Below are 24,599 nucleotides of genomic sequence, written 5' to 3'. Positions count from 1 at the left end.
GTGAGCGGCGGGGCTGGTAGCTTGCGCCGATGAGTCTGCGGCGTCGACGCGTGGCGGTGGCCTTCCGCCTGGCGATCGTCATCGGCGTGCTGGCCGGGATCGTGCTCACCGCGCTCGGTCCGGCCACGGTCACCGGTCTCCTGCCGTACTTCACCATCCAGAGCAACGTCGCGGTCGGGCTGTTCGCGGGCCACGCGGGGTGGCGGGCCTGGCGGGCCCGGCCCGAGCCGCCGTCGGCGCTCAAGGGCGCGGTCACCCTCTACATCACCATCACCGGGGTGGTCTACCACCTGGTCCTGGCCAACCCGGCCAGCCCCTTCGCGATGCCCCAGCCGGACCGCGCGCTCGGCGAGGCGCTGGGCAACCAGTTCCTGCACACCGTCGTGCCGCTGCTGGCGATCGCCGACTGGGCGCTGTTCGACCAGCGCGGCCGGCTACGGCTGCGCTACGCCGCCTGGTGGCTGGCCTTCCCGCTGGCGTACCTGGGCTTCGCGCTGGTGCGCGGGCTCCTCGTGCACCGGTACCCGTACCCGTTCATCGACGCCGGGCAGCTCGGCTACGCCGGGGTGTCGGTCAGCGCGATCTTCTTCGCCTTTGCGTTCTGGCTGCTCGGCCTGCTCTTCGTCGGCGTCGACCGTGGGCTGTCCCGGCGGGTCGCCGCCCGGCCGGCCGACGCCCCGGCGCCCGCCGTTCCCGCGCCGGGCCCGGCCCCCGACGACGCCGCGACGGAGACACCCGCCGCACAGCGGTGACCGCGCCGCGGCCACCGTCGAGGGCGGTACGCGCGACGTGGTCGCGCGGTCAGCGCGAACGGGGACGCCGCCCGTTCGCGCGGGCCGAGCGGTCCCGGCCGTACGCGTCGGCGTGGCCCCAGCGCCCGGGGACGTCCAGCAGCTCCAGCCGGCCGAAGCCCTGCGGCACGGCCGGGGTGACCAGCAGTTCGTCCCCGCAGGGCCGCAGCCCGAGGATGGTGCCCAGCAGCATCAGCAGCGCGCCGGAGGCCCAGGACTGGGGGCGGCCCGCCATCGGCAGCTGGACGGGGTACCGGGTGATCTCGCGCGGGTAGCCGGCGATCACCTCGGGCACCGGGCCGCCGAGCAGTTCCGCGACCGCGAGGACGCCGGCCGCGACCCGGGCCGCCTCGTCGTCGTGGTGGTAGCGGCGCAGGCCGGCGGCGATCAGCGAGTTGTCCGACGGCCAGACGGCGCCGACGTGCGCTCCCACCGGGTTGTACGGCAGCTGCCCCTCGGCCAGCGTCCGCACGCCCCACCCGGTGAACATCTCCGGCCCGAGCAGGTGCTCCGCGACCTGCGCGGACCGCTCCTCCTCGACGATCCCGCTCCACAGCAGGTGGCCGATGTTGGAGGTGAGTGTCTCCACCGGGGTGCCGTCCGGCTCCAACGCCAGCGCGTAGTGCCCGCGCCGGGGCAGCCAGAAGTCCCGGTTGAACCGCTCCTTGAGCGCCGCCGCCTCCCGCTCCAGCCGGTGGGCGTACGCCGGGTCGCCCCAGAACTCCCGCGCCAGCCGGGCACCCCGCAGCTTCGCGTCGTACGCGTACCCCTGGAGTTCGCAGGTCGCTCGCGGAAGGGCGGCCTGGCGGCCGTCGCGGTGCACGATCGCGTCGGGCGAGTTCTTCCAGGTCTGGTTGACCAGCCCGTTGCGCGAGTTGCGCCGCTGGTAGCGCAGGTAGCCGTCGCCGGTCAGGTCCCCGTACGCGTCGATCCAGTCCAGCGCCATCCGGGCCGGGTGCTGCAGCTCCCGGACCAGCGCGGCGTCGCCGGACCAGCGCTCGTACTCGTCGAGCAGGACGACGAAGAGCGGCGTGGTGTCGGCGGCGCCGTAGTAGAGCGCGGTCGGCTCGTCGCCGAAGCCGGCGGACTCGCCGTAGCGCAGCTCCCCGAGGATCTTGCCGGGCTCCTCGTCGTGGTAGTCGTCGAGTCGCCCGCCCTGGAGCAGAGCCAGCAGCCGCAGGGTGGTCGGGGTCAGTTCGGGGGTGAACGGCAGCGCCTGGAGGCAGGTGATCATGGCGTCCCGGCCGTAGAGCGCCATCGCCCAGGGCAGGCCGCCCACCGGCACTCGCCCGGGGTAGGACAGCGGCGGGTAGCGCAGCGCGGCCAGGTCGGTCAGCGCGCCGTGGTAGACGTCCGTCAGGACGTCGCGCTCGGCCACCAGCCGCGGTGCCCGGTCCAGCCAGTCCCGCAGGTCGTGACGCATGTCGTGGTCGACCCGCTGCCGGTGCGTCCCCAGGCTGGCCCGCACGTCACGACCGCCCGCGCCGTGGATGATCATGTTGACGTGCAGGTCGGTGACCCACTGCCCGTTCGGGGGCACGGTGATCCGGTAGGTGATGCCACCCGCGTCGACGTGGCCCGGGGCGGTCGTGGAGACCGCCGCCTCCCGGCAGAACCGTTCCCGCTCGTACCGCAGCCGGAGCACCCCCTCGTTCGGGAAGGCGGTCGCGGTCGTCCGGCGCGGCCGGGGGCTGCGGATCTCCGAGGTGTCGGCAAAGTCGGCGTCGATGTCCATCCGGACAACGAACTGGGCCGGGCGGGCGGAGTGGTTGAGCACCGCGATCCGCTCGTTGAAGCTGTCGTCGATGGAGCGGTGCCGGATGACCGAGACGTCCGCGTCGACGTAGTGGCTGGCCGTGCCGGGTACCAGGAAGAACTGGGTTTCGAAGTGGCTCATGTCGTCCCGGGACAGGGCGTGCAGGCGCTGGCCGTCGACGGTGAGCACCCAGCGGGACAGGAACCGCGTGTCGAAGGAGAAGAGCCCGACCGGCGCCCGCGGGTCGACCTCCATGTCGCCCTGGGCGTCGCTGGCCGCGAAGGCGTTGCCGGCGATGACGTGGACGAGTTCCTGTCTCACCGGCCCAGGCTCTCTCGGGCGACGTCGCGGGGGTGCCGGGCGTCGACCGGCCCCGGGAAGATCCGTCGCAGGGCCAGCAGCAACCGCATGTCGCCCTGCACGGTCAGGTCGTTGCGCAGCAGCGACTGCACCACCTCCGTCCGGCCGTTGACGAGCCGGTCGAAGACCTCCCGGTCGGCCCGCACCACCAGGTCGGCGTCGTCGGGCGAGCGTTTTACGTCGAGAGACTGGTCGTGCAGGGTGAGGTACCAGTGCTCCGTGCGGCCCCCGTCGTGCAGGTCGAGCCGGATCGTGCCGGTGAGGGTCTCGGGCAGTCGCGGGCGGCGGCGCGACGACAGCCGCTCCAGGAACTCGGTCCCCGACGTCGCCATGGCACCCCTCCCCCGTCGGTCCGCAGCCCGGTGAGCACGATCGCAGGCGCCGGGGTGAGACCGCCTCACCCGTACCGGGTGAGGCGGCCCGGTCCCTCCCCTCGGCAGCCGAAAGGCTCACGGGTGCCCCGCCGGATCCGGGGTAGCAGGAGCGGAGGGAGGCGACGATGCGTGAACCGGACGACCCCCGGGTGGGCCGGGTGCTCGCGGCGCTGCTGGCCATGCAGCGGCAGTCGTGGGAGCAGGGGGTGACCGGCCAGGCGCTGCTCGACCTCGGGCTCGACCAGCAGGCGGTGCTGCTCGCCGACGCGGCGGTGACCCGTCAGCACCCGGACGGCCGGCTCGGCGACGTCTCCGGGGAGGACGGCGCGGTCAACGGCGCGGCCTGCGGGGAGGCCCTGCGGCACGCCGTCCGGGCGCATCCGGACGAGCGGTGGGCGGCGGCGCTGGACCGGCAGCTCGACTGGCTGCTGACCCGGGCGCCCCGGGCCGGCGACGGCACCCTGTTCCACCTGCTCGGCAACCGGCAGGTCTGGGCGGACACGGTGTACATGGTGGTGCCGCTGCTCGCCCTCTGCGGGCATCCCGGACCGGCGGCGGCCCAGGTCGACGGTCACCGTCGCCGACTGTACGACGAGCGCAGCGGGCTCTACGCGGCGCGCTGGGACTCCGACCGGGCACGGCTGGACCAGCCGCAGCACTGGGCACCGGCAACGGCTGGGTGGTCGCCGGCATCGCCCGCGCGCTGCGGCTGCGGCCCGACTGGCCGACCGGGCAGCGCGAGGAGCTGGCCGGACACGCCCGGACGGTGCTCGACGCCTGCCTGACCCACCGCCGGCCGGACGGGCTCTTCCACGACGTGCTCGACGACCCCGGCAGCTTCGTCGAGGCCAACGTCGCGCAGATGCTGGCGTACGCGGCGCTGACCGGGGTCGCCGACGGCTGGCTGCCGGCCGCCTACCGGGACGTCGGGCGGGACCTGTTGGCCGCCGCCACCCGGCAGGTCGACCGGCACGGGTTGGTCCGGCCGGTCAGTGGCGCGCCGCACTTCACCCGCCCCGGCACCTCCCCGGAGGCGCAGGCGTTCCACCTGCTCGCGTACGCCGCCCTGCGCCGGGCCGGGTGACGGCGGCTCACCCGGCGCGGAGCAGGCCCCGGACGTAGCCGGCCTGGCCGGCGTGCTGGAGCCCGTCGTCGGCCACGCTGACCAGCCGCACCCCGAGGGTCACCGGTGGGTCCCACGCCTCGTCCACCACCCGGTCCAGGTCCGCCGGCCGCAGCCCGGCCAGGAACGTCCGGGTACGCCCCGCGACCGCGTCGTAGTAGTCGACCAGGGCGCGGGAGCTGTCCGGGCGTACCGAGGCGACCCGCTGCGGGGTGTGGCCGTAGCCGGTGTCGTTGGGATCGGGGTCCAGGCCGAACCGAGCGGCCCAGTCACCGGCGGTCCAGACCTGCTCCGCGCCGAGCAGGTCGGCGACATGGTGGTCCTGGATCCGGGTCAGGTGCCAGACCAGCCAGCCGACCGGGTTGCCGCCGGGCGTCGGCGATCGGCGCAGCTCCGCCGGGCTCAGCCCGTCCACCGCCGCGCGCACCAGGTCGGGCAGCCGGTCGTAGATCTCGGTCAGCAGGTCGTCCACGTCCACCGGAACACTCCTTCGCGGGCCGCCGTCTCCGGTCGGGTACCGCCGGCCGGGGCCGGTAAACCCGGCATCTAGGGTGATCACGTGGTCGCGGCGCTGGAGCTGTATCTGGACACCGACGCCACCCGTCGCATCCGGGTGCTCTGGGACGCGCTGGAGGCCGAGGGCGTACAGAGCATGCGCTCGCTGCTGGAGCAGCGGCACCGGCCGCACGTGTCCCTCGCCGTGGCGCCCCGCCTCGACCCGGAGCGGGTGGCCGACGCCCTGCGCGGAACGGTGGTCGCCACGCCGCTGCGGCTCAGTTTCGACCACGCCGGCCAGTTCGTCGGCCGGGTGCTCTGGCTCGGCGTCACCCCCACCGTCGAGCTGCTGGCCCAGCACGCCCTGGTGCACGAGCGGCTGACCCGGGCCGGGATCACCCTGTCCGAGCAGTACCACCCGGGGCGCTGGGTGCCGCACTGCACCCTGTCCATGCGGGTGCCGAACGTGCTGATGGCCGCCGCCGTCCGACGGTGCCTGGAGATGCTGCCGCTGGAGGCGACGGTGGTCGCCGCCGCCGTCGCCGACCACGCCCGCAACATCTCCCACCCCCTCCCCTGAGCGCCCGGTCCTTTTCCCGCCGGGCCGGCGGTCGTATGGTCGGACCGTGGCCACCTGGGACGATGTACGTCGGCTCGCGCTCGCCCTGCCGGAGACGACGGAGCGGCCGTCATACGACGGCGCGCCGGCCTGGCGGGTACGCGACAAGCCGTTCGTGTGGGAGCGACCGCTGCGCCGGGCGGACCACGACGCCCTGGGCGACGCCGCTCCCGACGGTCCGATCCTCGGCGCGCAGCTGCCCGACCTAGGTGCCAAGGAGGCGCTGCTCGCCGACGACCCGGCGATCTACTTCACCACCCCGCACTTCGACGGCTATCCGGCGGTGCTGGTCCGGTTGGACCGGATCACCGTGCCGGAGCTGACCGAGCTGGTCCTGGACGCCTGGTACGCCCGGGCGCCGAAACGGCTCGCCGCGGCCCACCGCGCCGGCGAGGCGTAGGCACACCCCGGGGGAGCTGAAGGGCGGGTTCAGTCAGCGGCGCCAGTCGCGGAAGACGAACCGGTGCACCGCCTTGAGCCCGATCCCGACGGCCAGGGCCCGGGCCCACCGGAACCGACCGCGCACCTCGACCCGAGTGCTGCGGGTGAGCCGCGTCGCCCGGCCGCCGGCCGCCGGCGTCAGCTCGAAAGTGTCGGTCAACGCGCCGACGCACGGGCCGAACGGCAGGTCGGTGCGCTCCATGTGGAACGCCAGCCGGGCCGGCGGCGACCACTCGGTGATCCGCTGGTACACGACCCCCTGGTCGGAGACGCACTGCCGGGGCGCGAGTCGCAGAGCAGCGGCCAGACCGCCTCCGGCGGCCGGCGTACCAGGGTGGTGGTCCGCACCAGCATCAGCGCCCACCCCCGTCGGTGAGCGGGGCGCGCGCGGCGGCACCTGTCGTATCCATGCCGGTGACGCTACGAACGTGCCGCTGCGGCAGCCTCCCCCGGCGGAGGGAACCCACTCCCCCAGGCCGGTGTCACCGCGGTCGTTCGGCACCCATGGTGTTCCACGCGTCAGTCGGCCGGCGTGGCGCGTTGCGGGCGCCGTGGTGGTCGGCGCCCGGCGCGGTAGGGGTTCTGAGCCTTTCGAGCTGATGTCGTGGACGACTCAGCCGACTGGATGGCGGGCGCCATCCCGCAAGATGGTGCTCATCCGCCTGGTGGTGGCCCGCTGCGGCCGACCGACACCACTGCTTCCAGATTGGCGCGATCCGCCCGTCGCGGCATCCACCCCGACAGGGCTGATTCGTTTACGTCATCAGCTCTACAGGGCCGCATGACACCACCCCACTCCCCGCAGCGACTGCGGCTCAGCCCAGGTGATCAGGCTCCGCTCGGAGAGCCCAGCCCCGCTCGGCTAGGTTCTGCCGAAACGGGGTGCCGGACTGGACCGGACACCCCGGCCTCGCGTACCCGATGGGGACCTTCCGCCACCGCGAGCCGTTCCAATGGGCGCGGCTGGCGCCGGCCGGGGCAAGGGGTCCGGGCCGGGCCCCGGTTAGGGGCCGCTCGCGCCCTTCTAGGGGTACGCCCGGTCTGTTCCACCCGCGACGGAGGCGGCTTGACTGACCCTGCGCACCCGTCGGGTTCCACGGGGCACCTGTTCAGAGGCAGTGCGACACCGCGCTGCCCGATGGTCCCACCCGACGCGGACAACGCTGACATCCGTCCCGCGGAGGGGGTTCGATCTCGTGGAATTCACTGTGGCAGCCGACCAATGGGTCCGGCTGGAGCAACTGGAGGCGGCGGCCACGCACTCGGTGCCGGTCGGCCTCGACGACAAGGTCTGGCAGCGCGTCCAGACCTCCCGGGAGACGCTGCAGCGTTTCGTCGACGAGGGCCGGGTCATCTACGGCGTCAACACCAGCATGGGCGGCTTCGTCGACTGGCTGGTGCCGGTCACCATGGCCCAGCAGCTCCAGGAGAACCTGATCAACGCGGTGGCCACCAACGTCGGGCCGCACCTGGACGACCGGACGGTCCGGGCGATCATGCTGTCCCGGATCGTGTCGCTGGCCCGGGGCAACTCGGCGATCTCGCCGGCGAACCTGGAGAAGCTGATCGCCGTGTACAACGCCGGGATCATCCCGTGCGTACCGGAGAAGGGGTCGCTGGGCACCAGCGGAGACCTCGGCCCGCTCGCCGCGATCGCGCTGGCCTGCGTCGGCCAGTGGCGGGCCCGCTACCGGGGCGAGACCATGCCTGCCGCGGAGGCGCTGCGGCTGGCCGGCATCGAGCCGATGACGCTCAGCTTCAAGGAGGGGCTGGCGCTGATCAACGGCACCTCCGGCATGGTCGGCCTGGGCGGCCTGGTCTTCGCCCAGGCCGGCCGGCTGCTGGAGACGTACCTGACGGTCTCGGCGCTGTCCGTGGAGGGGCTGCGTGGGATGACCAAGCCGTTCGACCCGCGGGTGCACGAGTTGAAGCCGCACAAGGGTCAGCGCGAGATCGCCGCGCGGCTCTGGCGCACCCTGCAGGAGTCCACCCTGGCGGTCAACGAGCAGGAGACCGAGGCGGCGCTTGCCGCCGAGATGGGCTCCTCGGCCAAGGCCGGCTCGCAGCCCATCGAGGACGCGTACTCGATCCGGTGCACGCCGCAGATCCTCGGTCCAGTGCTGGACAGCTTCCTCCGGATCGGCGAGACGCTGGAGGCCGAACTCAACTCGTCCAACGACAACCCGCTGGTGGTGCCGGACGAGAACGACGTGTTCCACAACGGGCACTTCCACGGCCAGTACGTGGCGATGGCGATGGACCACCTGGTCATCTCGCTGACCACCCTGACCAACCTGGCCAACCGGCGGATCGACCGGTTCCTCGACAAGAGCAACAGCAACGGGCTGCCGGCCTTCCTGTGCCGGGAGAACCCCGGCCTGCGGCTCGGCCTGATGGGCGGGCAGTTCATGACCGCCTCGCTGACCGCCGAGACGCGGGCCCTGGCGGTGCCGATGTCCGTGCAGTCGCTGACCAGCACCGGCGACTTCCAGGACATCGTCTCGTTCGGCTTCGTCGCCGCCCGGCGGGCCCGGGAGGTGCTCGCCAACGCCACCTACGTGGTCGCCTTCGAGTTGCTCTGCGCCGCCCAGGCGGTCGACATCCGGGGCAACGAGGGGCTCTCCCCGGTCACCCGTGAGCTCTACGAGCGGACCCGCGAGCTGGTCCCCTACCTCGACCGGGACGTCACCATCACCGACTACGTCGAGGCGATCGCCACCCAGATCCTGGCCGCGCCGCCGGCGTACCGGTCGGAGGTCCTGCTGTGACCGGCCCCGTGCCCGACGGCGCCGGGGCGGAGCCCGGCGGTGGGGCCACCGCCGTGGTCTTCCCCGGCATCAGCCCCAGCTCGTTCGCGCAGGTCGGGCGCTTCCTGCTGATCAACCCGGAGGCGCGCCGGCTGACCGCACAGGCCGACGAGGCCCTGGGCTGGTCGCTGGTGGACCGTTACCGGCAGGCCGAGGGGGGCTACTCGGAGAGCGAGCGGGTGGCGTTCCTGGTGGTCTGCCTGGCGCTGGCGCACTGGGCGGAGGACGCGCTGGACGTCCGGCCCGACATCGTCGTCGGGCCGAGCTTCGGCGGCACGCCGGCCGCCGTCTACGCCGGGGCGCTCAGCTTCCCCGACGCGGTACGGCTCACCGTCGGCTGGAACCGGCACCTGGACGAGTACTTCGCCCACGCCCACAGCGACGTGGTCACCCAGTCCTTCGCCCGGACACCCCGGGCCCGGCTGGCGGAGATCCTCGGCGAGTTGGACGAGGCCGGCGAGTGGTACGAGACGGCCTGCCACGTCGACGACGACTTCTGGATGCTCTCGGTACGCCGGCACCGCCTGGACTGGCTCCAGGCGGCCGTGCGGGCGCGCGGCGGCCTGCCGCTGTACACGATGAGCCCGCCGATGCACTCGGCCGCCTTCGCCCCGCTGCGGGCGACGATGGAGCGGGAGCTGGTGGCCGGGCTGCCGTTCACCGACCTGCGGCTGCCGATGGTCTCCGACCACGACGGCGCGGTGCTGACCCGGGGCGAGCAGGTGCGTCGGTTGCTGCTGGACGGGATCGTCCGGCAGGTGCGCTGGCCCGGGGCGCTGGAGACGCTGCGCGCCCACGGGGTGTCCCGGCTCTGCGTCTCCGGCCCGGACGGGCTCTGGGGCCGGGTGGACGCGGCGCGGCGACCGTTCGACGTGCTGACCCTGACCCCGGCGCTCGCGCTGCGGCCCCGGCCGCGGCAGCGGACCCTGGTGGGATGATCCGGCGGCCTACCGGGCCGCGCGGGCCAGTTCGGCCAGCGCGGTCCGGTTCGCCTTTCCGTTGGCGGTCAGCGGCAGCTCGGTGAGGAAGTGGAACCGCGCCGGGACCATGTACGCCGGCATGGTGCGCCGGCACCGCTCCACCAGCTCGGCCGCGCCGACGGTGGCGCCCTGCCGGGGCACCACGAAGGCGTGCAGGCTCGGCTCGCCGTCGGCCGCCGGGGCCGCCACCGCCACCGCCGCGCCGACCGTCGGGTGGTCCAGCAGCCGGCGTTCCACCTCGCCCAGCTCGATCCGGTTGCCCCGGATCTTCACCATCGAGTCGGTCCGGCCGCAGAAGTACAGCTCCCCGTCGGCCCCGCGGTACGCCAGGTCGCCGGAGCGGTAGACGAGCTGCCCGGAGCGGGGCTCCAGGGGGTCGGGCACCAGCACCTGCCGGGTGGCCGCCGGGTCGTCCCAGTAGCCGCTGAACAGCGACGGGCAGCGGACGTGGATCTCGCCGACCGCGCCGGGCGCGTCGACCACGCTGCCGTCGGAGTCGACCAGCAGCAGCTCGGCGCCCGGGTAGCCGTCGCCGATGGAGAGCCGCTCGGCGTCGGCGGGCAGCGGGTCGGGCACCTCGGCGAAGGAGCAGGCCACCGTCTCGGTGGCGCCGAACGCGTTGACCACCCGCAGTCCCGGGTGCAGTTCGCGCAGCCGGCGCAGCTCGGCCAGCGGGAAGTTCTCGCCGGCGAAGAGGATGCCGCGCAGCCGGTCCAGGGCGGCCAGGCCGTCGGGCTCGTGGCGCAGCAACGGCCGCCACAGCGAGGGCACGCCGTGCACCACCGTCGCGCCGGCGTCGCGGAGGAAGCCGAGCAGCCGGCGCGGGAAGCTCAGGAACTCGCGGGGCACCGGCGCGAGGGTCGCCCCGCTGCCCAGCGTGACCCCGAGGTCGAACAGCGAGACGTCGAAGGCCAGCGGCGAGGTGCTGGCCACCACGTCGTCGGCGGCCACCACCGGAAAGCGCTGGGCGCCCCGGTAGAAGGCCAGCGCGGCGTGGTGGCTGAGCACCACACCCTTGGGCTGCCCGGTGGTCCCGGAGGTGAAGATCAGGTACGCCGGGTCGGTGCCCACCACCGCGCGGCGACGGCGCTGCCGGGGCTTGCCGGCGGGGGCGACCAGCCCGTCCGGGCTGAACTCGGCGACGGCGGTTGTCGACGGCAGTTCCCGGGCCGGACGGCCGGCGGGCCGGAGGTGCAGCACCGGGTCGGTCGCCTCGACGATGGCGCGTACCCGCAGGTCCGGGGTGTCCGGGTCGACCGGCACGAACGCCGCGCCGAGCCGGGAGCAGGCGAGCAGCAGCGCGATGGCGGCGGCGGAGGTCTGCGACTCGATGACGACGCGGTCGCCGGTGCCAACGCCCGCCTCGGCCAGCGCGGCGGCCCGCGCGTCGACCGCGCGGGCCAGCTCGCCGTACGTGACCGTCACCAGCGCGCCGCCGGCCCGCTCGATCACCGCCGGCTTGTCCGGCGTGCGGGCGGCGGGGCCGAGTACGAACTGGTCCAGGGTGTCGGCGGGGAACCGCCCGACCGCGTCGGTCATCGGATGTCCGTCCTTCTTCACACCTGCGCGACGGTCTTGAGGTAGTCGCCCACCGTCTGGCGGAACCGCTCCGGCTCCTCCAGGTGCGGCACGTGGCTGGAGTCGTCGAACAGCTCCCAGCGCGCGTCCGGGATGAGGTCGATGAAGGGCCGGACGGTGGCCGGGGTGGCCTCGTCGTGGCGGCCCGAGATGACCAGGGTGGGCACCGCGATGTCGGCGAGACAGTCGGTGACGCCCCAGTCCTTCAGCGACCCGATGACGTGGAACTCGCTCGGTCCGTTCATCGCGAGGTACACGGTCGGGTCGTTGTAGAGCTCGTAGAAGGAGGCCTGGTAGTCGCGGGGCCACGGGTCGAGCCGGCACAGGTGCCGGTCGTAGAAGACCTTGGTGGCTGCGTGGTACTCGTCGCTGTCGGTGGTGCCCGCCGCCTCGTGCCGGCGCAGCGTGTCGTCGACCCCGGCCGGCAGCGCGGCGCGCAGCTCTGCCATCGCCGCCAGCCACAACGGGTACGACGCCGGCGCGTCGGCGATGATCAGGCCCTTCAGGCCGGCCGGCGCCGCCGCCGCGTGCTTCGCCACCAGCAGGCCGCCCCAGGAGTGTCCGAACAGGACGTAGTTGTCGGCGACCCCGAGGTGGCGCAGGAGGTTGTCCAGCTCGTCGAGGAAGAGCTGGACGGTCCATAACTCGGCCGGCCGGCCCGGCAGGTGGGTGGAACCCCCGTTGCCCAGCTGGTCGTAGTGGACGACGGGGGTGCCGCCGTCGGCGAACACCGAGAGGCTGGTCAGGTAGTCGTGGGTGCTGCCGGGGCCGCCGTGCACGACCACCAGCGCGGTCCGTTGCGGCGACAGCTCCCCCGTGACCCGGTACCAGGTCCGGAATTCGCCGAACGGCGCCGTCCCCTTGGTCGTCGGTGCGGTCACTAGACGCGGCGGCCGGTGACCGGGAAGGTACCGAACATGCCCGGCTTGGCCTTGCCGGTCATGGTGTCGCCGTTGACGGTGACGGTGACCTTCATGGTCAGCGGGACCGGCTTGCGGCACTTGATCTTCCACGAGGCGACGTCGCCGACCAGCTCGCCGTCGATGATGTCGGGGTCGATGACCTGGCCGTTGGCCCGGGCCTTGCCGATCAGCTTCTCGCCCTCGGCGGTCAGTTCGACCCAGAGGCTCTGCTTGCCGAGCGGGCTCTCGATGTCCAGCTGCCAGCTGCCGTCGGTGCTCATCCGTTGCTCCCTATCGTGCGTCGATCGCTTCCCGTGGCAGACACTATGGATCCCGGCGGGCGGTCCATACCCCTATCAGCCCCTAGGGGCGAGCGTCCCGAGCCACTCCTCGACGACCTCCGCGGCGGCCGCCGCCCGGTCCTCGATCATGGTGAAGTGGGTGGCCGCGACGGTGCGGTACTCGTGCGTCGGCTCCCAGGGCCGGGCCTGCCAGGAGCCGTCGTCCGCCGCGTCGGGCCGGAACGGCTCGGCCGCGCCGACGAAGAGCACCGGCGCCTCGACCGGGTCCAGCCGGAACCGGGGCACCAGGTCGAAGTAGCGGTTCATCCCCGACAGGGCGGCGCTGTTGAGCATCCCGAAACGGGCGTCGGCCTGGACCAGCCCGACGGTGAGCTGCTCCATCAGCCGGGACTGGTCCCGGTCGTCGGTGTCGACCCGGTAGGTGTCCATCAGCACCACCCCGGCGGGGCGCACCCCCAGGCTCCGTTCCAGGTGCCCGGCGGTGGCGTAGGCGAGCGTCCCGCCCGAGGAGTAGCCGATGAGGACGAACGGGCGCCCGGCGGCGGCCCGGACGACGCTCTCGGCGAGCACGTCGACCACCGCGTCCACCGAGTCGGGCAGCCGCTCCCCCGCGACGAAGCCCGGGTTGGTCAGCGACACCATCGGACGCCGGCCCCGGAACGCGGCGGCCAGCCGGGCGTGCTGGTGCGGGCCGCCGGTGGCCATCGGGGTGCTGATCCCGATGAGCACGGGCGACCCCGGGCCGTCGGCCATGGTGACGCCCGGTGGCACCGCCCCGAAGTCGGCGGCGGAGGTGAACCGGGGTCGCAGGTCGGCCACCGCCCGCAGCAGGTTGAAGCCCTTGAGCACCTCGTTGCCCAGCACCGCCGCCCGGAACAGCCCGGCCAGGGTGTCCGGCTCCCCGGCCGGCTCCGGGGCGGGCGCGCCACCGGCGGCCGGGGCCAGCTCGGCGCGCAGGTGCCGGGCCAGCGCGGCGGGATTCTTGTTGTCGAACACCGCCATCGGGGCCAGCCGCAGCCCGGTCGCCGCGTTGAGCCGGTTGCGCAGCTCCACCGCGGCGAGCGAGTCGAAGCCCAGTTCGAGGAAGTCCCGCTCCGGGTCGACCGCCTCGGGGTCCTCGTGGCCGAGCACGGCGGCGGCGTGGCCGCGTACCAGCTCGGTGACCTGGCGCTCCTGTTCCGCCGAGGACTGACCGGCGAGCCGGCGGGCGAACCACTCCGGGTCCACGGCGGCCGCGGCGCTGCGCCGGCGTACCCGGGGCAGCAGGCCACGCAGCAGTGCGGGCGGCTCGTCGGCGCGGGCGCGCAGCGCCGCCACGTCGACCTTCACCGGCACCAGCGTCGCGCGGGGGCTGCGCAGCGCGGTGTCGAGCGCGGCCAGCCCCTCCGGCACTGTCAGCGCGGGCAGGCCCTGCCGGGCCATCCGTTGCAGGTCCACCTCGGTGAGCCAGGCACCCAGGCCGACGTCGGTGCCCCAGAGCCCGTAGGCGACCGAGGTGGCGGGCAGGCCGGCCGCCACCCGGTGCTGCGCGAGCGCGTCGAGGAAGACGTTCGCCGTGGCGTACCCGCCCTGCCCGGCGGCGAGCACCAACCCGCCGGCCGAGGAGAAGAGCACGAACGCGGCCAGGCCGGCGTCGCGGGTCAGCTCGTGCAGGTGCCAGGCGGCGTCCACCTTCGGGCGCAGCACCCCGTCGATCCGCTCCGGGGTCAGCGAGCCCGCCACCCCGTCGTCCACCACCGCCGCCGCGTGCACCACGGCGGTCAGCGGACGCCGGTCGGGCACGCCGGCGAGCAGCGCGGCGAGCTGGTCGCGGTCACCCACGTCGCAGGCCACCACGTCGGCGGTGGCGCCGAGCGCGGCCAGGTCGGCGCGGAGCTCGTCCACCCCGGGCGCCGCCGGCCCCCGCCGGCTGGTCAGCAGCAGGTGCCTGATCCCGTACGCCCGGGCGAGGTGCCGGGCCACCAGGGCGCCCAGCCCACCGGTGCCACCGGTGATCAGCACGGTGCCGTCGGGGTCCAGCCCGGCCGGGGTGTCGGCCGGGGCGTACGGCTCGCGGACCAGGCGGGGCACCAGGACACGGCCGGAGCGGATCATCAGTTCCGGCTCGTCGGTGGCCAGGGCGGGCCCGAGGGCGTCCCGGGAGGCGGCGGTCCGGTCGGTGTCGAGCAGCACGAAGCGGCCGGGGTTCTCCGCCTGGGCGGCCCGGAGCAGGCCCCAAATCGGCGCCTGGGTCAGCGCCACGTCCGCCCCGTCGGCGCCGACCGCGCCCTCGGTGAGCAGGACCAGCCGGGCGGCGGTGAAGCGGGGGTCGGCGAGCCAGCCCTGCACGAGGCCCAGGACCTCGTATACGCAGCCGCGGACACCGGCCAGGACGTCGATGTCGGTGTTCGGCCCGCTCCGGTCGGAGCGCCCGGCGGTGTTGGGTGTGTTCTCCGGGCGGGGGACCCGGAAGAGCACCACGTCGGGCGCCGAGAGGCCGGCGTCCACGGCGGCGCCGAGCGCGGCGAGGTCCGGGTAGCAGTGAAGGCTGCCGTCCCCACCGGGCGCGGCGAGATCCAGGTCGTTCGGCGGGCCGCCGTCCCCGTCGTGCATGGCGAGATCCAGGTCGTTCGGCGGGCCGCCGTCCCCGTCGTGCATGGCGAGATCCCCGTCGTTCGCCGGGCCGCCGTTCCGGCCGAGCGCCGGCAGATCCCGGTCGTTCGCCGGGCCGCCGTTGATGCCCAGCGCGGCGAAATCCCCGTCGTTCGCCAGGCCGACGGCCCGGCCGAGAGCGTCAAGGTCCAGGGCGGTCGCCGGAACGGCGTCGATGCCGGAAGCGGCAGGGGCCGGGGCGTTCGCCGGACCGGGGTCGGCGCCGGGCGTGGCGCGGTGCGGGCCCGGCTGGCCGATAACGGCCCATCCGGTGCCGGTGGTGGCGGTCGGCAGCTCGGCGGCGGGGGTCCAGGCGAGCCGGTACAGGCCGTCCTGCCGGCCCGGCGCGGCGATCCGGAGCTGCGCCGCGTCAACCTCCCGCAGGGCGAGGGAGCCGACGGCGGCGACCGGCGCGCCGGAGAGGTCGGCCAGGTCGAGCGAGACCTCGCGGGGCCCGGTCGGGCGGATCGCGACCCGCAGCCCCCGGGCGCCGGTGGCGTGCGGGGTGACGGTGTTCCAGGAGAACGGCAGCATGGTGCCGCCCTGGTCGTCGGCGTCGCCGTCGGCGAGCCCGAGCACGTGCAGCGCGGCGTCGAGCAGGGCCGGGTGCAGCACGAACTGCTCGGCCTCGGCGTGCGCGGCGTCCGGCAGGCTGATCTCGGCGTACAGCTCGTCGCCGCGCTGCCAGGCGGCGCGCAGCCCCTGGAAGGTGGGTCCGTAGCCGTAGCCGCGCTCGGCCATCCGCTCGTACGCGTCGCCGGTCGGCAGCGGGGTCGCGCCCGGCGGTGGCCAGGCGGTCAGGTCCACAGCGGGCGCCGTGCCGCCAGCGCCGATCCGGCCGTCGGCGTGCCGGGTCCACGGGTCCGCCTCGCCGGTACGGGAGTGGACGGTGACGGAACGGGAGCCGCCCTCGTCGGGTGGGCCGACGGCGACCTGAAGGGTGACCGCCGTGTTCTCGGGCAGTATCAGCGGGGCGTGCAGGATCAGCTCCTCGACCACCGGCGCGTCGGTCCGCTCGCCGGCGGCGACCGCCAGCTCGACGAAGCCGGTGCCGGGAAAGAGGACGGTGTCGCCGACCACGTGGTCGGCGAGCCAGGGCTGGGTGTCGACGGAGAGCCGGCCGGTGAACAGCACGCCGTCGGTGTCGGCGAGGGTGACCGACGCGCCGAGCAGCGGATGCTCGGTCGCGGCGAGACCGGCCGGGGTGGCTCCCTCGCCACCGGGCCGTTCCGGACGCCAGTACCGCTGCCGCTGGAACGGGTAGGTGGGCAGGTCGACGCGGGTGCCGGTGAGTAGTGCGGTCCAGTCGACGGTGGTGCCGGTGACGTGCAGCCTGGCCAGGGCGGTCAGGGCCTGCCGCTGTTCGTCGTGACCCCGCCGCAGGGACGGCACGACGGTGACGTCGTCGGTGAGGATGCCCTCGATCATCGGGGTGAGCGCGGCGTCCGGGCCGAGTTCCAGGAACGTGGTCGCTCCCGCCTGATGCAGGGTGGTGATGCCGTCGGCGAAGCGGACCGCCTCGCGCACGTGGCGGACCCAGTAGTCGGGGTCGGTCAGCTCGGAGGTGGCGAGGGCGCCGGTCAAGTTCGAGACCAGCGGGAGCTGCGGCTCGGCGTAGGTGAGGCTCGCCGCGACGGCCCGGAACTCGTCGAGCATCGGGTCCATCAGCCCGCTGTGGAACGCGTGACTCACCCGCAGGCGGGTGGTCTTCCGCCCCAGGGTGGTGAAGTGCTCGGCCACGTGCAGCACGGCCGCTTCGGGGCCGGAGATGACCACGGACCGGGGGCCGTTGACGGCCGCGATGTCCACACTGCCAGCCGCTGCCAGACCGCCACCATCACCCGTGCCCGTGCCCGTGCCGCTGCCCATGCCGTTGGCCGCGACCTGGCCGACGCCGTCCTCGGTGCCGTTGCCGTTGCCGGTCCCGGCTGAGTCGTTTACGACATCAGCTCCAAAGGAGCCGACCACCACACCCGGACCCGCCAGCGCCGCCCGCACCTCCTCCTCCGACGCCTGCACCGCCACCATCGCCCCACCAGCCGGCAATGCCTGCATCAACCGCCCACGAGCCGCCACCAGACGCGCCGCATCCGACAGCGACAACACCCCGGCCACATGCGCGGCAGCAAGCTCACCAATCGAATGCCCGGCCACGAAATCCGGCCGCACACCCCACGACTCCACCAGCCGGAACAGGGCGACCTCGACCGCGAACAGACCGGCCTGCGCATAACCCGTCCGCCGGATCAGCTCCTCGTCATCACCCCAGACCACCTCACGCAACGGCCGATCCAGGTGCGCGTCCAACTCCGCCACCACCGCGTCGAACGCAGCGGCGAACACCGGGAAGGCTGCGTGCAGCGAGCGACCCATCCCGAGGCGCTGCGCGCCCTGACCGGTGAACAGCACCGCCAGTCGACCGGCCCGGGCCGTCCCCGACAGCATGGGTGCGGCCGTCCCGCCGTCGGCGAGGGTGGCCAGCCCGGCGAGGAGTTCGTCGCGGTCGGCGCCCAGCACGGCGGCCCGCTGTTCCAGGGCGGCGCGGCCGGTCGCCAGCGAGTACGCCACGTCCGGCAGCCGCAGCTCCGGCCGGCCCGACAGGTGCCGGTGCAGCCGGGCGGCCTGGGCCCGCAGCGCCACCTCGGAGCGGGCGGAGAGCAGCCAGGGCAGCGGCCTCTGCGTCCCGCTTTCCGGCTCCGCGGGGGCGGTCGGGGGCGGTGGGGCCTGTTCGAGGATGACGTGGGCGTTGGTGCCGGAGAGCCCGAACGACGAGATGCCGGCCCGGCGCGGGTGCCCGTTCGCCGACCACTCGCGGGGCCGGGTCAGCAGCTCGACCGCCCCGGCGGACCAGTCCACCTGCGGCGAGCGCTCCTTGGCGTGCAGCGTCGGCGGCAGCAGGCCGTGCCGCATCGCCAGGACCATCTTGATCACGCCGGCGACACCGGCGGCGGCCTGGGTGTGCCCCAGGTTCGACTTGATCGACCCCAACCACAGCGGCCGGTCGGCGGGCCGGTCCTGACCGTACGTGGCCAGCAGCGCCTGCGCCTCGATCGGGTCACCAAGCGTGGTGCCGGTGCCGTGCGCCTCCACCACGTCCACCTCGGCGGCCGGCACACCGGCCGACGCCAGGGCGGCCCGGATCACCCGCTGCTGCGAGGGGCCGTTCGGCGCGAAGAAGCCGTTCGACGCGCCGTCCTGGTTGACGGCCGAGCCCCGTACCACGGCCAGCACCGGGTGGCCGAGCCGCTGGGCGTCGGACAGGCGCTCGACCAGCAGGAAGCCGGCGCCCTCGGCCCAACCGGTGCCGTCGGCGCCCGCCCCGAAGGAGCGGCACCGGCCGTCCGGGGAGAGGCCGCGCTGCCGGGAGAACTCGATCAGGATCTCGGGGGTGGCCATCACGGTCACGCCGCCGGCGAGCGCCAGCGAGCACTCCCCCGACCGCAGCGCCTGCACCGCCAGGTGCAACGCGACCAGCGACGACGAGCAGGCGGTGTCCACCGCCACCGCCGGGCCCTCCAGGCCCAGCACGTACGACACCCTGCCAGCCGCCGCACTGCCGCCCGCGGAGCTGCCGTACCCGTAGTCGTGGTACATCAGGCCGGCGAAGACGCCGGTGGGGCTGCCCTTGAGCGTGCCCGGATCGATCCCGGCCCGCTCGAACGCCTCCCAGGCGCACTCCAGCAGCAGCCGCTGCTGCGGGTCGACCGCGTACGCCTCGTTGGGGCTGATGCCGAAGAAGCCGGCGTCGAAGTCGGCGGCGTCGGGCAGGAACCCGCCGGCCCGGGCGTAGCAGCGGCCGGGGCGGCCCGGCTCGGGGTGGTACAGGTCGTCGGCCCAGCCCCGGTCGGTGGGCAGCGGCGCGATCGCGTCCACCCCGTCGGCGACCAACCGCCACAGCTCCTCCGGCGAGCCGACCCCGCCGGGGAAGCGGCAGCTCATCCCGACGATGGCGATCGGCTCGTCCACCGGGCGCGGCCCGGCCTGGGCGGGGGCGTCGGCGGAGACCCCGCCGAGCAGCGAGTCGAGGTACGCGGCGACGGCGTCGGCGGTCGGGTAGTCGAAGATCAGCGTGGCGGGCAGCCGCAGGTCGGTCGCCGCGCCGAGCGCGTTGCGCAGTTCCACCGCCGACAGCGAGTCGAAGCCCAGCTCGGAGAAGGCGCGGTCCGGCTCCACCGCCTCGGCGGAGTCGTACCCGAGGACGGCGGCGACCTGGGCGCGGACCAGGTCCCGCAGGGCGCGGAGCCGGTCGGGCCCGGACAGGCCGGCGAACCGCCCGGCGGCGGCCGGGGTGTCGGTGGCCCGGCGCAACCGCCGGGGCGCCCGGACCAGGGCGCGCAGCAGCGCGGGAATGCCGGCGTCGGTGCGCACGGCGGCCGGGTCGATCCGCAGCGGGACGAGGGTGACCGGCCGGTCCCGCAGTGCGGTGTCGAACGCGGCCAGCCCGTCTGCCTCGGTGAGCGCAGGGAAGCCCTGTCGGGCCATCCGTTCCAGGTCGGCGTCGCTGAGCACGGCACCCAGCCCCGCGTCGGTGCCCCACAGCCCGTACGCCAGCGAGGTCGCCGGCAGCCCTCGCGCGGCCCGGTGCTCGGCGAGCGCGTCGAGGAAGACGTTCGCCGCCGCGTAGCCGGCCTGGCCGGCAGCGAGCACCAGCCCGCCCGCGGAGGAGAAAAGCACGAACGCGGACAGGTCCGCCTCGCGGGTCAGCTCGTGCAGGTGCCAGGCACCGTCCACCTTGGGCGCGAGGGCGGCCGCGAGCCGTTCCGGGGTGAGCGTGGCGGCCACGCCGTTGTCGGCGACCCCGGCGGCGTGCACCACGATCCGCAGCGGGTGGGCGGCGGGGATGTCGGCCAGCACGGCGGCCAGGGTCTCCCGGTCGGCGGCGTCGCAGGCCGCCACCCGTACCGTCGCGCCGAGCGCGGTCAGGTCGCTGACCAGCGCGTCCACGCCGGGGGCGGCGGGCCCGCGCCGGCTGGTGAGCACCAGGTGGCGGACGCCGTGCGCGCTGACCAGGTGCCGCGCCACGAGCGCGCCGAGCCCGCCGGTGCCCCCGGTGACCAGCGCCGTGCCGTCGCTCGGGCCGCCGGCCGCCGGCTCGCCGGTCGTGGCGTGGTCGCGTGTCCCGGCGTTGGTCGCCAAGTCGGTCGTCGCGTCGTCGGGGGCGTCGGTCGCGGCATCGCCGGTCGCGCCCTCGGGCGTCCCGGCGTCGGTGACCGGGACGAGTCGGGGCACGAGCAGCCCTCCGGCGCGCAGCGCCAGCTCCGGCTCCCCCGCCGCGAGGGCCGCCGGCAGCGCGGTCCAGGATTCCAGCCGGCCGTCGGTGTCGGCGAGGACGAACCGCTCCGGGTTCTCCGCCTGCGCCGCCCGGACCAGGCCCCAGACCGGCGCCTGGACCAGCGCCACCCGGTCGTCGGGGCCGGTGACCACGGCCTCCCGGGTCACCAGCACCAGCCGGGAGTCGGCGAACCGGTCGTCGGCCAGCCAGGCCCGCACGGCCGCCAGCGCCGCCCCGGTCACCTCCCGGACCGCCGCCGGCACGTCGCCGTCGCCGGCAGCGAGCGGCAGCAGCACCACCTCCGGTACGGCGTCCGCCGCGCCGACCGCGTCCAGGTCCGCGTACGACGGCACCCCCGGCACCGCGACGGCGTCGCCGACCACCGCCCAGCGTGACAAGTCCGGCGCCCCGTCCGGGGTGGCCGCCGGCTGCCACCGCACCCGGTGCAGCACCTGGTCCCGGCCGGCCCGCACGCCGTCGAGTTGGGCGGCGGAGACCGGCCGGGAGACCAGCGACCCGACGGTGAGCACCGGCTGCCCGGACGGGTCGGCGACGGTGAGGGTGACGCTGTCCGGTCCGGTGGGCGCCATCCGCAGCCGCAGCGCGGTGGCGCCGACGGCGTGCCGGGAAACGCCGTTCCAGGCGAACGGCAGCAGCGTCGCCCCGGAGCCGTCGTGGTCCTGGAGCAGGGAGGCGTGCATGGCGGCGTCGAGCAGGGCCGGGTGCAGGCCGAACCGGGCGGCGTCCGGGTGCGCCTCGTCGGGCAGGGCCACCTCGGCGTACAGCTCCTCGCCGCGTTCCCAGGCGGCCCGCAGCCCCTGGAACGTCGGCCCGTACGCGTACCCCCGCCCGCGCAACCGCTCATACGCGCCCTCGGTGGCCAGCGGGGTCCCGCCCGGCGGCGGCCAGGCGGTCAGGTCGACGGACGGCGCGGCGGCGTCGGCGGCGAGCAGCCCGTCGGCGTGCAGTGTCCAGCGGCCGCCGGGGGCCCGGGAGTAGACGCCGACGGTACGTCGCCCGGCGCTGTCGGGGTCGCCGACGACCACCTGCACCATGACGTCGCCGCGTTCGGGCAGCACCAGCGGCGCGGTGAGGGTCAGCTCGTCGAGCCGGTGGCAGCCGGCCTCCTCGCCGGCGCGCAGGGCGAGTTCGACCAGGCCGGTGCCGGGCAGCAGCACGGTGCCGAGCACGTCGTGGTCGGCGAGCCAGGGCTGGGCCTGCCGGGACAACCGGCCGGTGAGGACGAGGCCGTCGGCGTGGGCGGTGGCCACGGCGGCCCGCAGCAGCGGGTGGTCGACGGGGGTCAGGCCGAGCGCGGCCGGGTCGTCGCCGAGCGCGCCGGCCAGCCAGGACTCGGTGAGGTAGTCGAGGGTGTGCAGCCAGTACGGCTGCCGCTGGAACGGGTACGTGGGCAGGTCGATCGTGCGGGTGGTCTGCGGGAGTAATGCGGTCCAGTCGACGGTGGTGCCGGTGACGTGCAGCTTCGCCAGGGCGGTGAGGGCTTGCCGCTGTTCGTCGTGTCCCCGCCGCAGGCTGGGGATGACGGTGACGTCGTCGGTGAGGATGCCCTCGATCATCGGGGTGAGGGCGGCGTCCGGGCCGAGTTCCAGGAACGTGGTCGTGCCTGCCTGATGCAGGGTGGTGATGCCGTCGGCGAAACGCACGGCCTCGCGGACGTGCCGGACCCAGTAGTCCGGGTCGGTCAGCTCGGTGGTGGCGAGGGCGCCGGTCAGGTTGGACACGACCGGGAGTTGCGGCTCGGTGTAGGTCAGCTCCGCGGCGACGGCCCGGAACTCGTCGAGCATCGGGTCCATCAACCCGCTGTGGAACGCGTGGCTGACCCGCAGCCGGGTGGTCTTGCGACCTTGCTTGGTGAAGTGCTCGGCCAGGTGCAGCACGGCGGCTTCGGTGCCGGAGATGACTACCGAACGGGGGCCGTTGACGGCCGCGATGTCCACAGCGGCGGCGCCTGCGGCCCGACTGTTGCCGGCGCCAATGCCGAAGCCGTTGGCCGCAACCGAAACAGTGCCGCTGCCGGTGCCGTTGGAGTCTGAGTCGTTTGCGTCATCAGCTCCAAAGGATCCGACCACCACACCCGGACCCGCCAGCGCCGCCCGCACCTCCTCCTCCGACGCCCGCACCGCCACCATCGCCCCACCATCGGGCAACGCCTGCATCAACCGCCCACGAGCCGCCACCAGCTTTGCGGCATCGGTCAGCGACAACACCCCCGCGACGTGCGCGGCAGCCAACTCACCGATCGAGTGTCCGGCCACGAAATCAGCCCGCACACCCCACGACTCCACCAGCCGGAACAGGGCCACCTCAACGGCGAACAACCCCGCCTGCGCATAACCCGTCCGCCGGATCAGCTCCTCGTCATCACCCCAGACCACCTCACGCAACGGCCGGTCCAGATGCGCGTCCAGCTCCGCCACCACCGCGTCGAAGGCAGCGGCGAACACCGGGAAGGCCACGTGCAGCGAGCGACCCATGCCGAGGCGCTGCGCGCCCTGACCGGTGAACAGCACCGCCAGCCGACCGGTCCGGGTCACGCCGGCGACGGCGTTGGGCGCGCGCTCCCCCGCCGCCACCGCTGCCAGTCCGACGGACAGCTCGGCCGGGTCCGCGCCCAGCACCACCGCCCGGTGGCCGAACGTCGCCCGACCGGTGACCAAGGTTCGGGCCGCGGCGCCCAGATCCACCGGCGACAACTCTCCGGCGACCGGGGCGAAGCGGTCCGCAAGTTCCTGTAGCGCCGGGTCGGACTTCGCCGACAGCACCCAGGGCACCAGCGACGACGGCACGCCGGCGTCCGGCTGCGGGGCGGAGTCCGGGGCCTGTTCGATGATGACGTGGGCGTTGGTGCCGGAGAGGCCGAACGACGAGATGCCGGCCCGGCGCGGATGCCCCTCCGCCGGCCACTCGCATGCCTCGGTCAGCAGCTCGACCGCGCCGGACGACCAGTCCACCTGGGGCGAGCGCTCCTCGGCGTGCAGGGTCCGGGGCATCAGCCCGTGCCGCATCGCCTGCACCATCTTGATGACGGCGGCCACGCCGGCGGCGGCCTGGGTGTGCCCGAGGTTCGACTTGATCGACCCGAGCCGGAGCGGCCGGTCGGCGGGCCGGTCCTGCCCGTACGTGGCGAGCAGCGCCTGCGCCTCGATCGGGTCGCCGAGGGTGGTGCCGGTGCCGTGCGCCTCCACGACGTCCACCTCGGCGGCCGGGACGCCGGCGGAGGCGAGGGCGGCGCGGATCACCCGCTGCTGGGCGGGGCCGTTCGGGGCGAAGAAGCCGTTCGACGCGCCGTCCTGGTTGACGGCCGTGCCGCGAACCACGGCAAGCACCGGATGGCCGAGGCGTTGGGCGTCCGAGAGGCGTTCCACCAGCAGGAAGCCGGCGCCCTCGCCCCAGCCGGTGCCGTCGGCGCCCGCCCCGAACGACTTGCACCGGCCGTCCGGGGCCAGCCCCCGCTGCCGGCTGAACTCGACGAAGGCCTCCGGCGTCGCCATCACCGCCGCGCCACCGGCGAGCGCCAGGGTGCACTCCCCCGAGCGCAGCGCCTGCACCGCCAGGTGCAACGCGACCAGCGACGACGAGCAGGCGGTGTCCACGGTGACCGCCGGCCCCTCCAGCCCCAGCGCGTACGCCACCCGGCCGGAGGCGACCGAGCCGGTGGCGTGGCTGCTGGCGTAGTCGTGGTACATCAACCCGGCGAACACCCCGGTACGGCTGCCGCGCAGCGTGCCGGGGTCGATGCCGGCCCGCTCGAACGCCTCCCAGGCGCACTCCAGCAGCAGCCGCTGCTGCGGGTCCATGATGGTCGCCTCGTTGGGACTGATCCCGAAAAACGCCGGGTCGAAGGCGGCGGCGTCGGTGAGGAACCCGCCCTGCCGGACGTAGCTGGTGTGCGGCCGCTCACCGGTCGGGTCGTACAGCTCGTCGACGTTCCAGCCCCGGTCGGCGGGGAAGTCGCCGATCGCGTCAACCCCGTCGGCGACCAGCCGCCATAGCTGCTCCGGCGTGCTCACCCCGCCGGGGAAGCGGCAGCTCATCCCGATGATCGCGACCGGCTCGTGGGCGGCCGCGGTGAGCCGCCGGTTCTGCGCGCGCAGCCGCTCGGTCTCCTTGAGCGAGCTGCGCAGCGCGGCGACGAGCTTGTCGTCGG

At 74.6% G+C, this 24,599-nt stretch carries 12 protein-coding genes and 2 pseudogenes; 6 read left to right on the top strand and 8 right to left on the bottom strand.

Going from position 1 to position 24,599, the window contains the following annotated elements; all coding sequences use genetic code 11:
* The first annotated feature begins 29 nt into the window (after positions 1 to 29).
* Positions 30 to 752, top strand: coding sequence for a Pr6Pr family membrane protein (locus tag ACTMTB_RS20580; protein WP_441147901.1), 723 nt, complete (start codon positions 30 to 32; stop codon positions 750 to 752).
* A 49-nt stretch (positions 753 to 801) separates the two neighbouring features.
* Here ACTMTB_RS20580 and ACTMTB_RS20575 read toward each other — a convergent pair whose 3' ends face one another.
* Positions 802 to 2,868 (bottom strand): amylo-alpha-1,6-glucosidase, encoded by a 2,067-nt coding sequence (locus ACTMTB_RS20575; RefSeq protein ID WP_441147899.1) that lies wholly within the window; start codon positions 2,866 to 2,868, stop codon positions 802 to 804.
* The gene (locus ACTMTB_RS20570) at positions 2,865 to 3,239 is read right to left on the bottom strand and encodes an SCP2 sterol-binding domain-containing protein (RefSeq protein ID WP_441147897.1); all 375 of its coding nucleotides are present in this window, start codon (positions 3,237 to 3,239) and stop codon (positions 2,865 to 2,867) included. Before ACTMTB_RS20570 ends, ACTMTB_RS20575 begins: the two co-directional genes overlap by 4 nt.
* A 167-nt stretch (positions 3,240 to 3,406) precedes the next feature.
* On the opposite strand from ACTMTB_RS20570, the pseudogene ACTMTB_RS20565 reads away from it, so the two are divergent.
* A pseudogene (locus tag ACTMTB_RS20565) lies at positions 3,407 to 4,365 on the top strand (glycoside hydrolase family 88 protein).
* A gap of 7 nt (positions 4,366 to 4,372) precedes the next feature.
* Here ACTMTB_RS20565 and ACTMTB_RS20560 read toward each other — a convergent pair.
* Positions 4,373 to 4,882, bottom strand: a complete 510-nt coding sequence (locus tag ACTMTB_RS20560) for a mycothiol transferase (RefSeq protein ID WP_441147895.1) — start codon at positions 4,880 to 4,882, stop codon at positions 4,373 to 4,375.
* A gap of 81 nt (positions 4,883 to 4,963) precedes the next feature.
* Here ACTMTB_RS20560 and ACTMTB_RS20555 point away from each other — a divergent pair, with 81 nt between their 5' ends.
* Both ACTMTB_RS20555 and ACTMTB_RS20550 read left to right on the top strand, forming a co-directional pair.
* Positions 4,964 to 5,479 (top strand): 2'-5' RNA ligase family protein, encoded by a 516-nt coding sequence (locus ACTMTB_RS20555; protein WP_441147893.1) that lies wholly within the window; start codon positions 4,964 to 4,966, stop codon positions 5,477 to 5,479.
* Between the two features lie 46 nt (positions 5,480 to 5,525).
* A complete protein-coding gene (locus ACTMTB_RS20550) occupies positions 5,526 to 5,918 on the top strand; it encodes an MmcQ/YjbR family DNA-binding protein (RefSeq protein ID WP_210779555.1) in 393 nt (130 codons plus the stop codon).
* Between the two features lie 33 nt (positions 5,919 to 5,951).
* Here the strand turns inward: ACTMTB_RS20550 and ACTMTB_RS20545 are convergent, their stop codons facing one another.
* Positions 5,952 to 6,212: a hypothetical protein gene (locus ACTMTB_RS20545; RefSeq protein ID WP_441147891.1), complete on the bottom strand. Its 261-nt coding sequence runs from the start codon at positions 6,210 to 6,212 to the stop codon at positions 5,952 to 5,954.
* Positions 6,213 to 7,167: 955 nt separating this feature from the next.
* Here ACTMTB_RS20545 and ACTMTB_RS20540 point away from each other — a divergent pair.
* Both ACTMTB_RS20540 and ACTMTB_RS20535 read left to right on the top strand, forming a co-directional pair.
* Positions 7,168 to 8,727, top strand: a complete 1,560-nt coding sequence (locus ACTMTB_RS20540; RefSeq protein WP_441147889.1) for a phenylalanine aminomutase (D-beta-phenylalanine forming) — start codon at positions 7,168 to 7,170, stop codon at positions 8,725 to 8,727.
* The gene (locus ACTMTB_RS20535) at positions 8,724 to 9,704 is read left to right on the top strand and encodes an ACP S-malonyltransferase (protein ID WP_441147887.1); all 981 of its coding nucleotides are present in this window, start codon (positions 8,724 to 8,726) and stop codon (positions 9,702 to 9,704) included. The genes ACTMTB_RS20540 and ACTMTB_RS20535 overlap by 4 nt, the downstream gene beginning before the upstream one ends.
* Before the next feature lie 9 nt (positions 9,705 to 9,713).
* Here the strand turns inward: ACTMTB_RS20535 and ACTMTB_RS20530 are convergent, their stop codons facing one another.
* From ACTMTB_RS20530 to ACTMTB_RS20515, 4 genes and pseudogenes are all read right to left on the bottom strand, one after another.
* The gene (locus ACTMTB_RS20530; protein ID WP_441147885.1) at positions 9,714 to 11,285 is read right to left on the bottom strand and encodes an amino acid adenylation domain-containing protein; all 1,572 of its coding nucleotides are present in this window, start codon (positions 11,283 to 11,285) and stop codon (positions 9,714 to 9,716) included.
* A gap of 17 nt (positions 11,286 to 11,302) precedes the next feature.
* Complete coding sequence (locus ACTMTB_RS20525) at positions 11,303 to 12,205, bottom strand: proline iminopeptidase-family hydrolase (RefSeq protein ID WP_441147883.1); 903 nt, start codon at positions 12,203 to 12,205, stop codon at positions 11,303 to 11,305.
* Complete coding sequence (locus ACTMTB_RS20520) at positions 12,205 to 12,507, bottom strand: hypothetical protein (RefSeq protein ID WP_357917058.1); 303 nt, start codon at positions 12,505 to 12,507, stop codon at positions 12,205 to 12,207. The genes ACTMTB_RS20525 and ACTMTB_RS20520 overlap by 1 nt, the downstream gene beginning before the upstream one ends.
* A gap of 114 nt (positions 12,508 to 12,621) precedes the next feature.
* Positions 12,622 to 24,597, bottom strand: a pseudogene (locus ACTMTB_RS20515) (type I polyketide synthase); the annotation flags it as partial.
* Positions 24,598 to 24,599 lie beyond the last annotated feature (2 nt).

The sequence above is a fragment of the Micromonospora sp. L32 genome (genome assembly GCF_052068055.1).
Lineage (GTDB): Bacteria > Actinomycetota > Actinomycetes > Mycobacteriales > Micromonosporaceae > Micromonospora > Micromonospora purpureochromogenes.
Note: the sequence above shows the minus strand (reverse complement) of the source record. Positions and strands in the feature narration are given on the sequence as shown.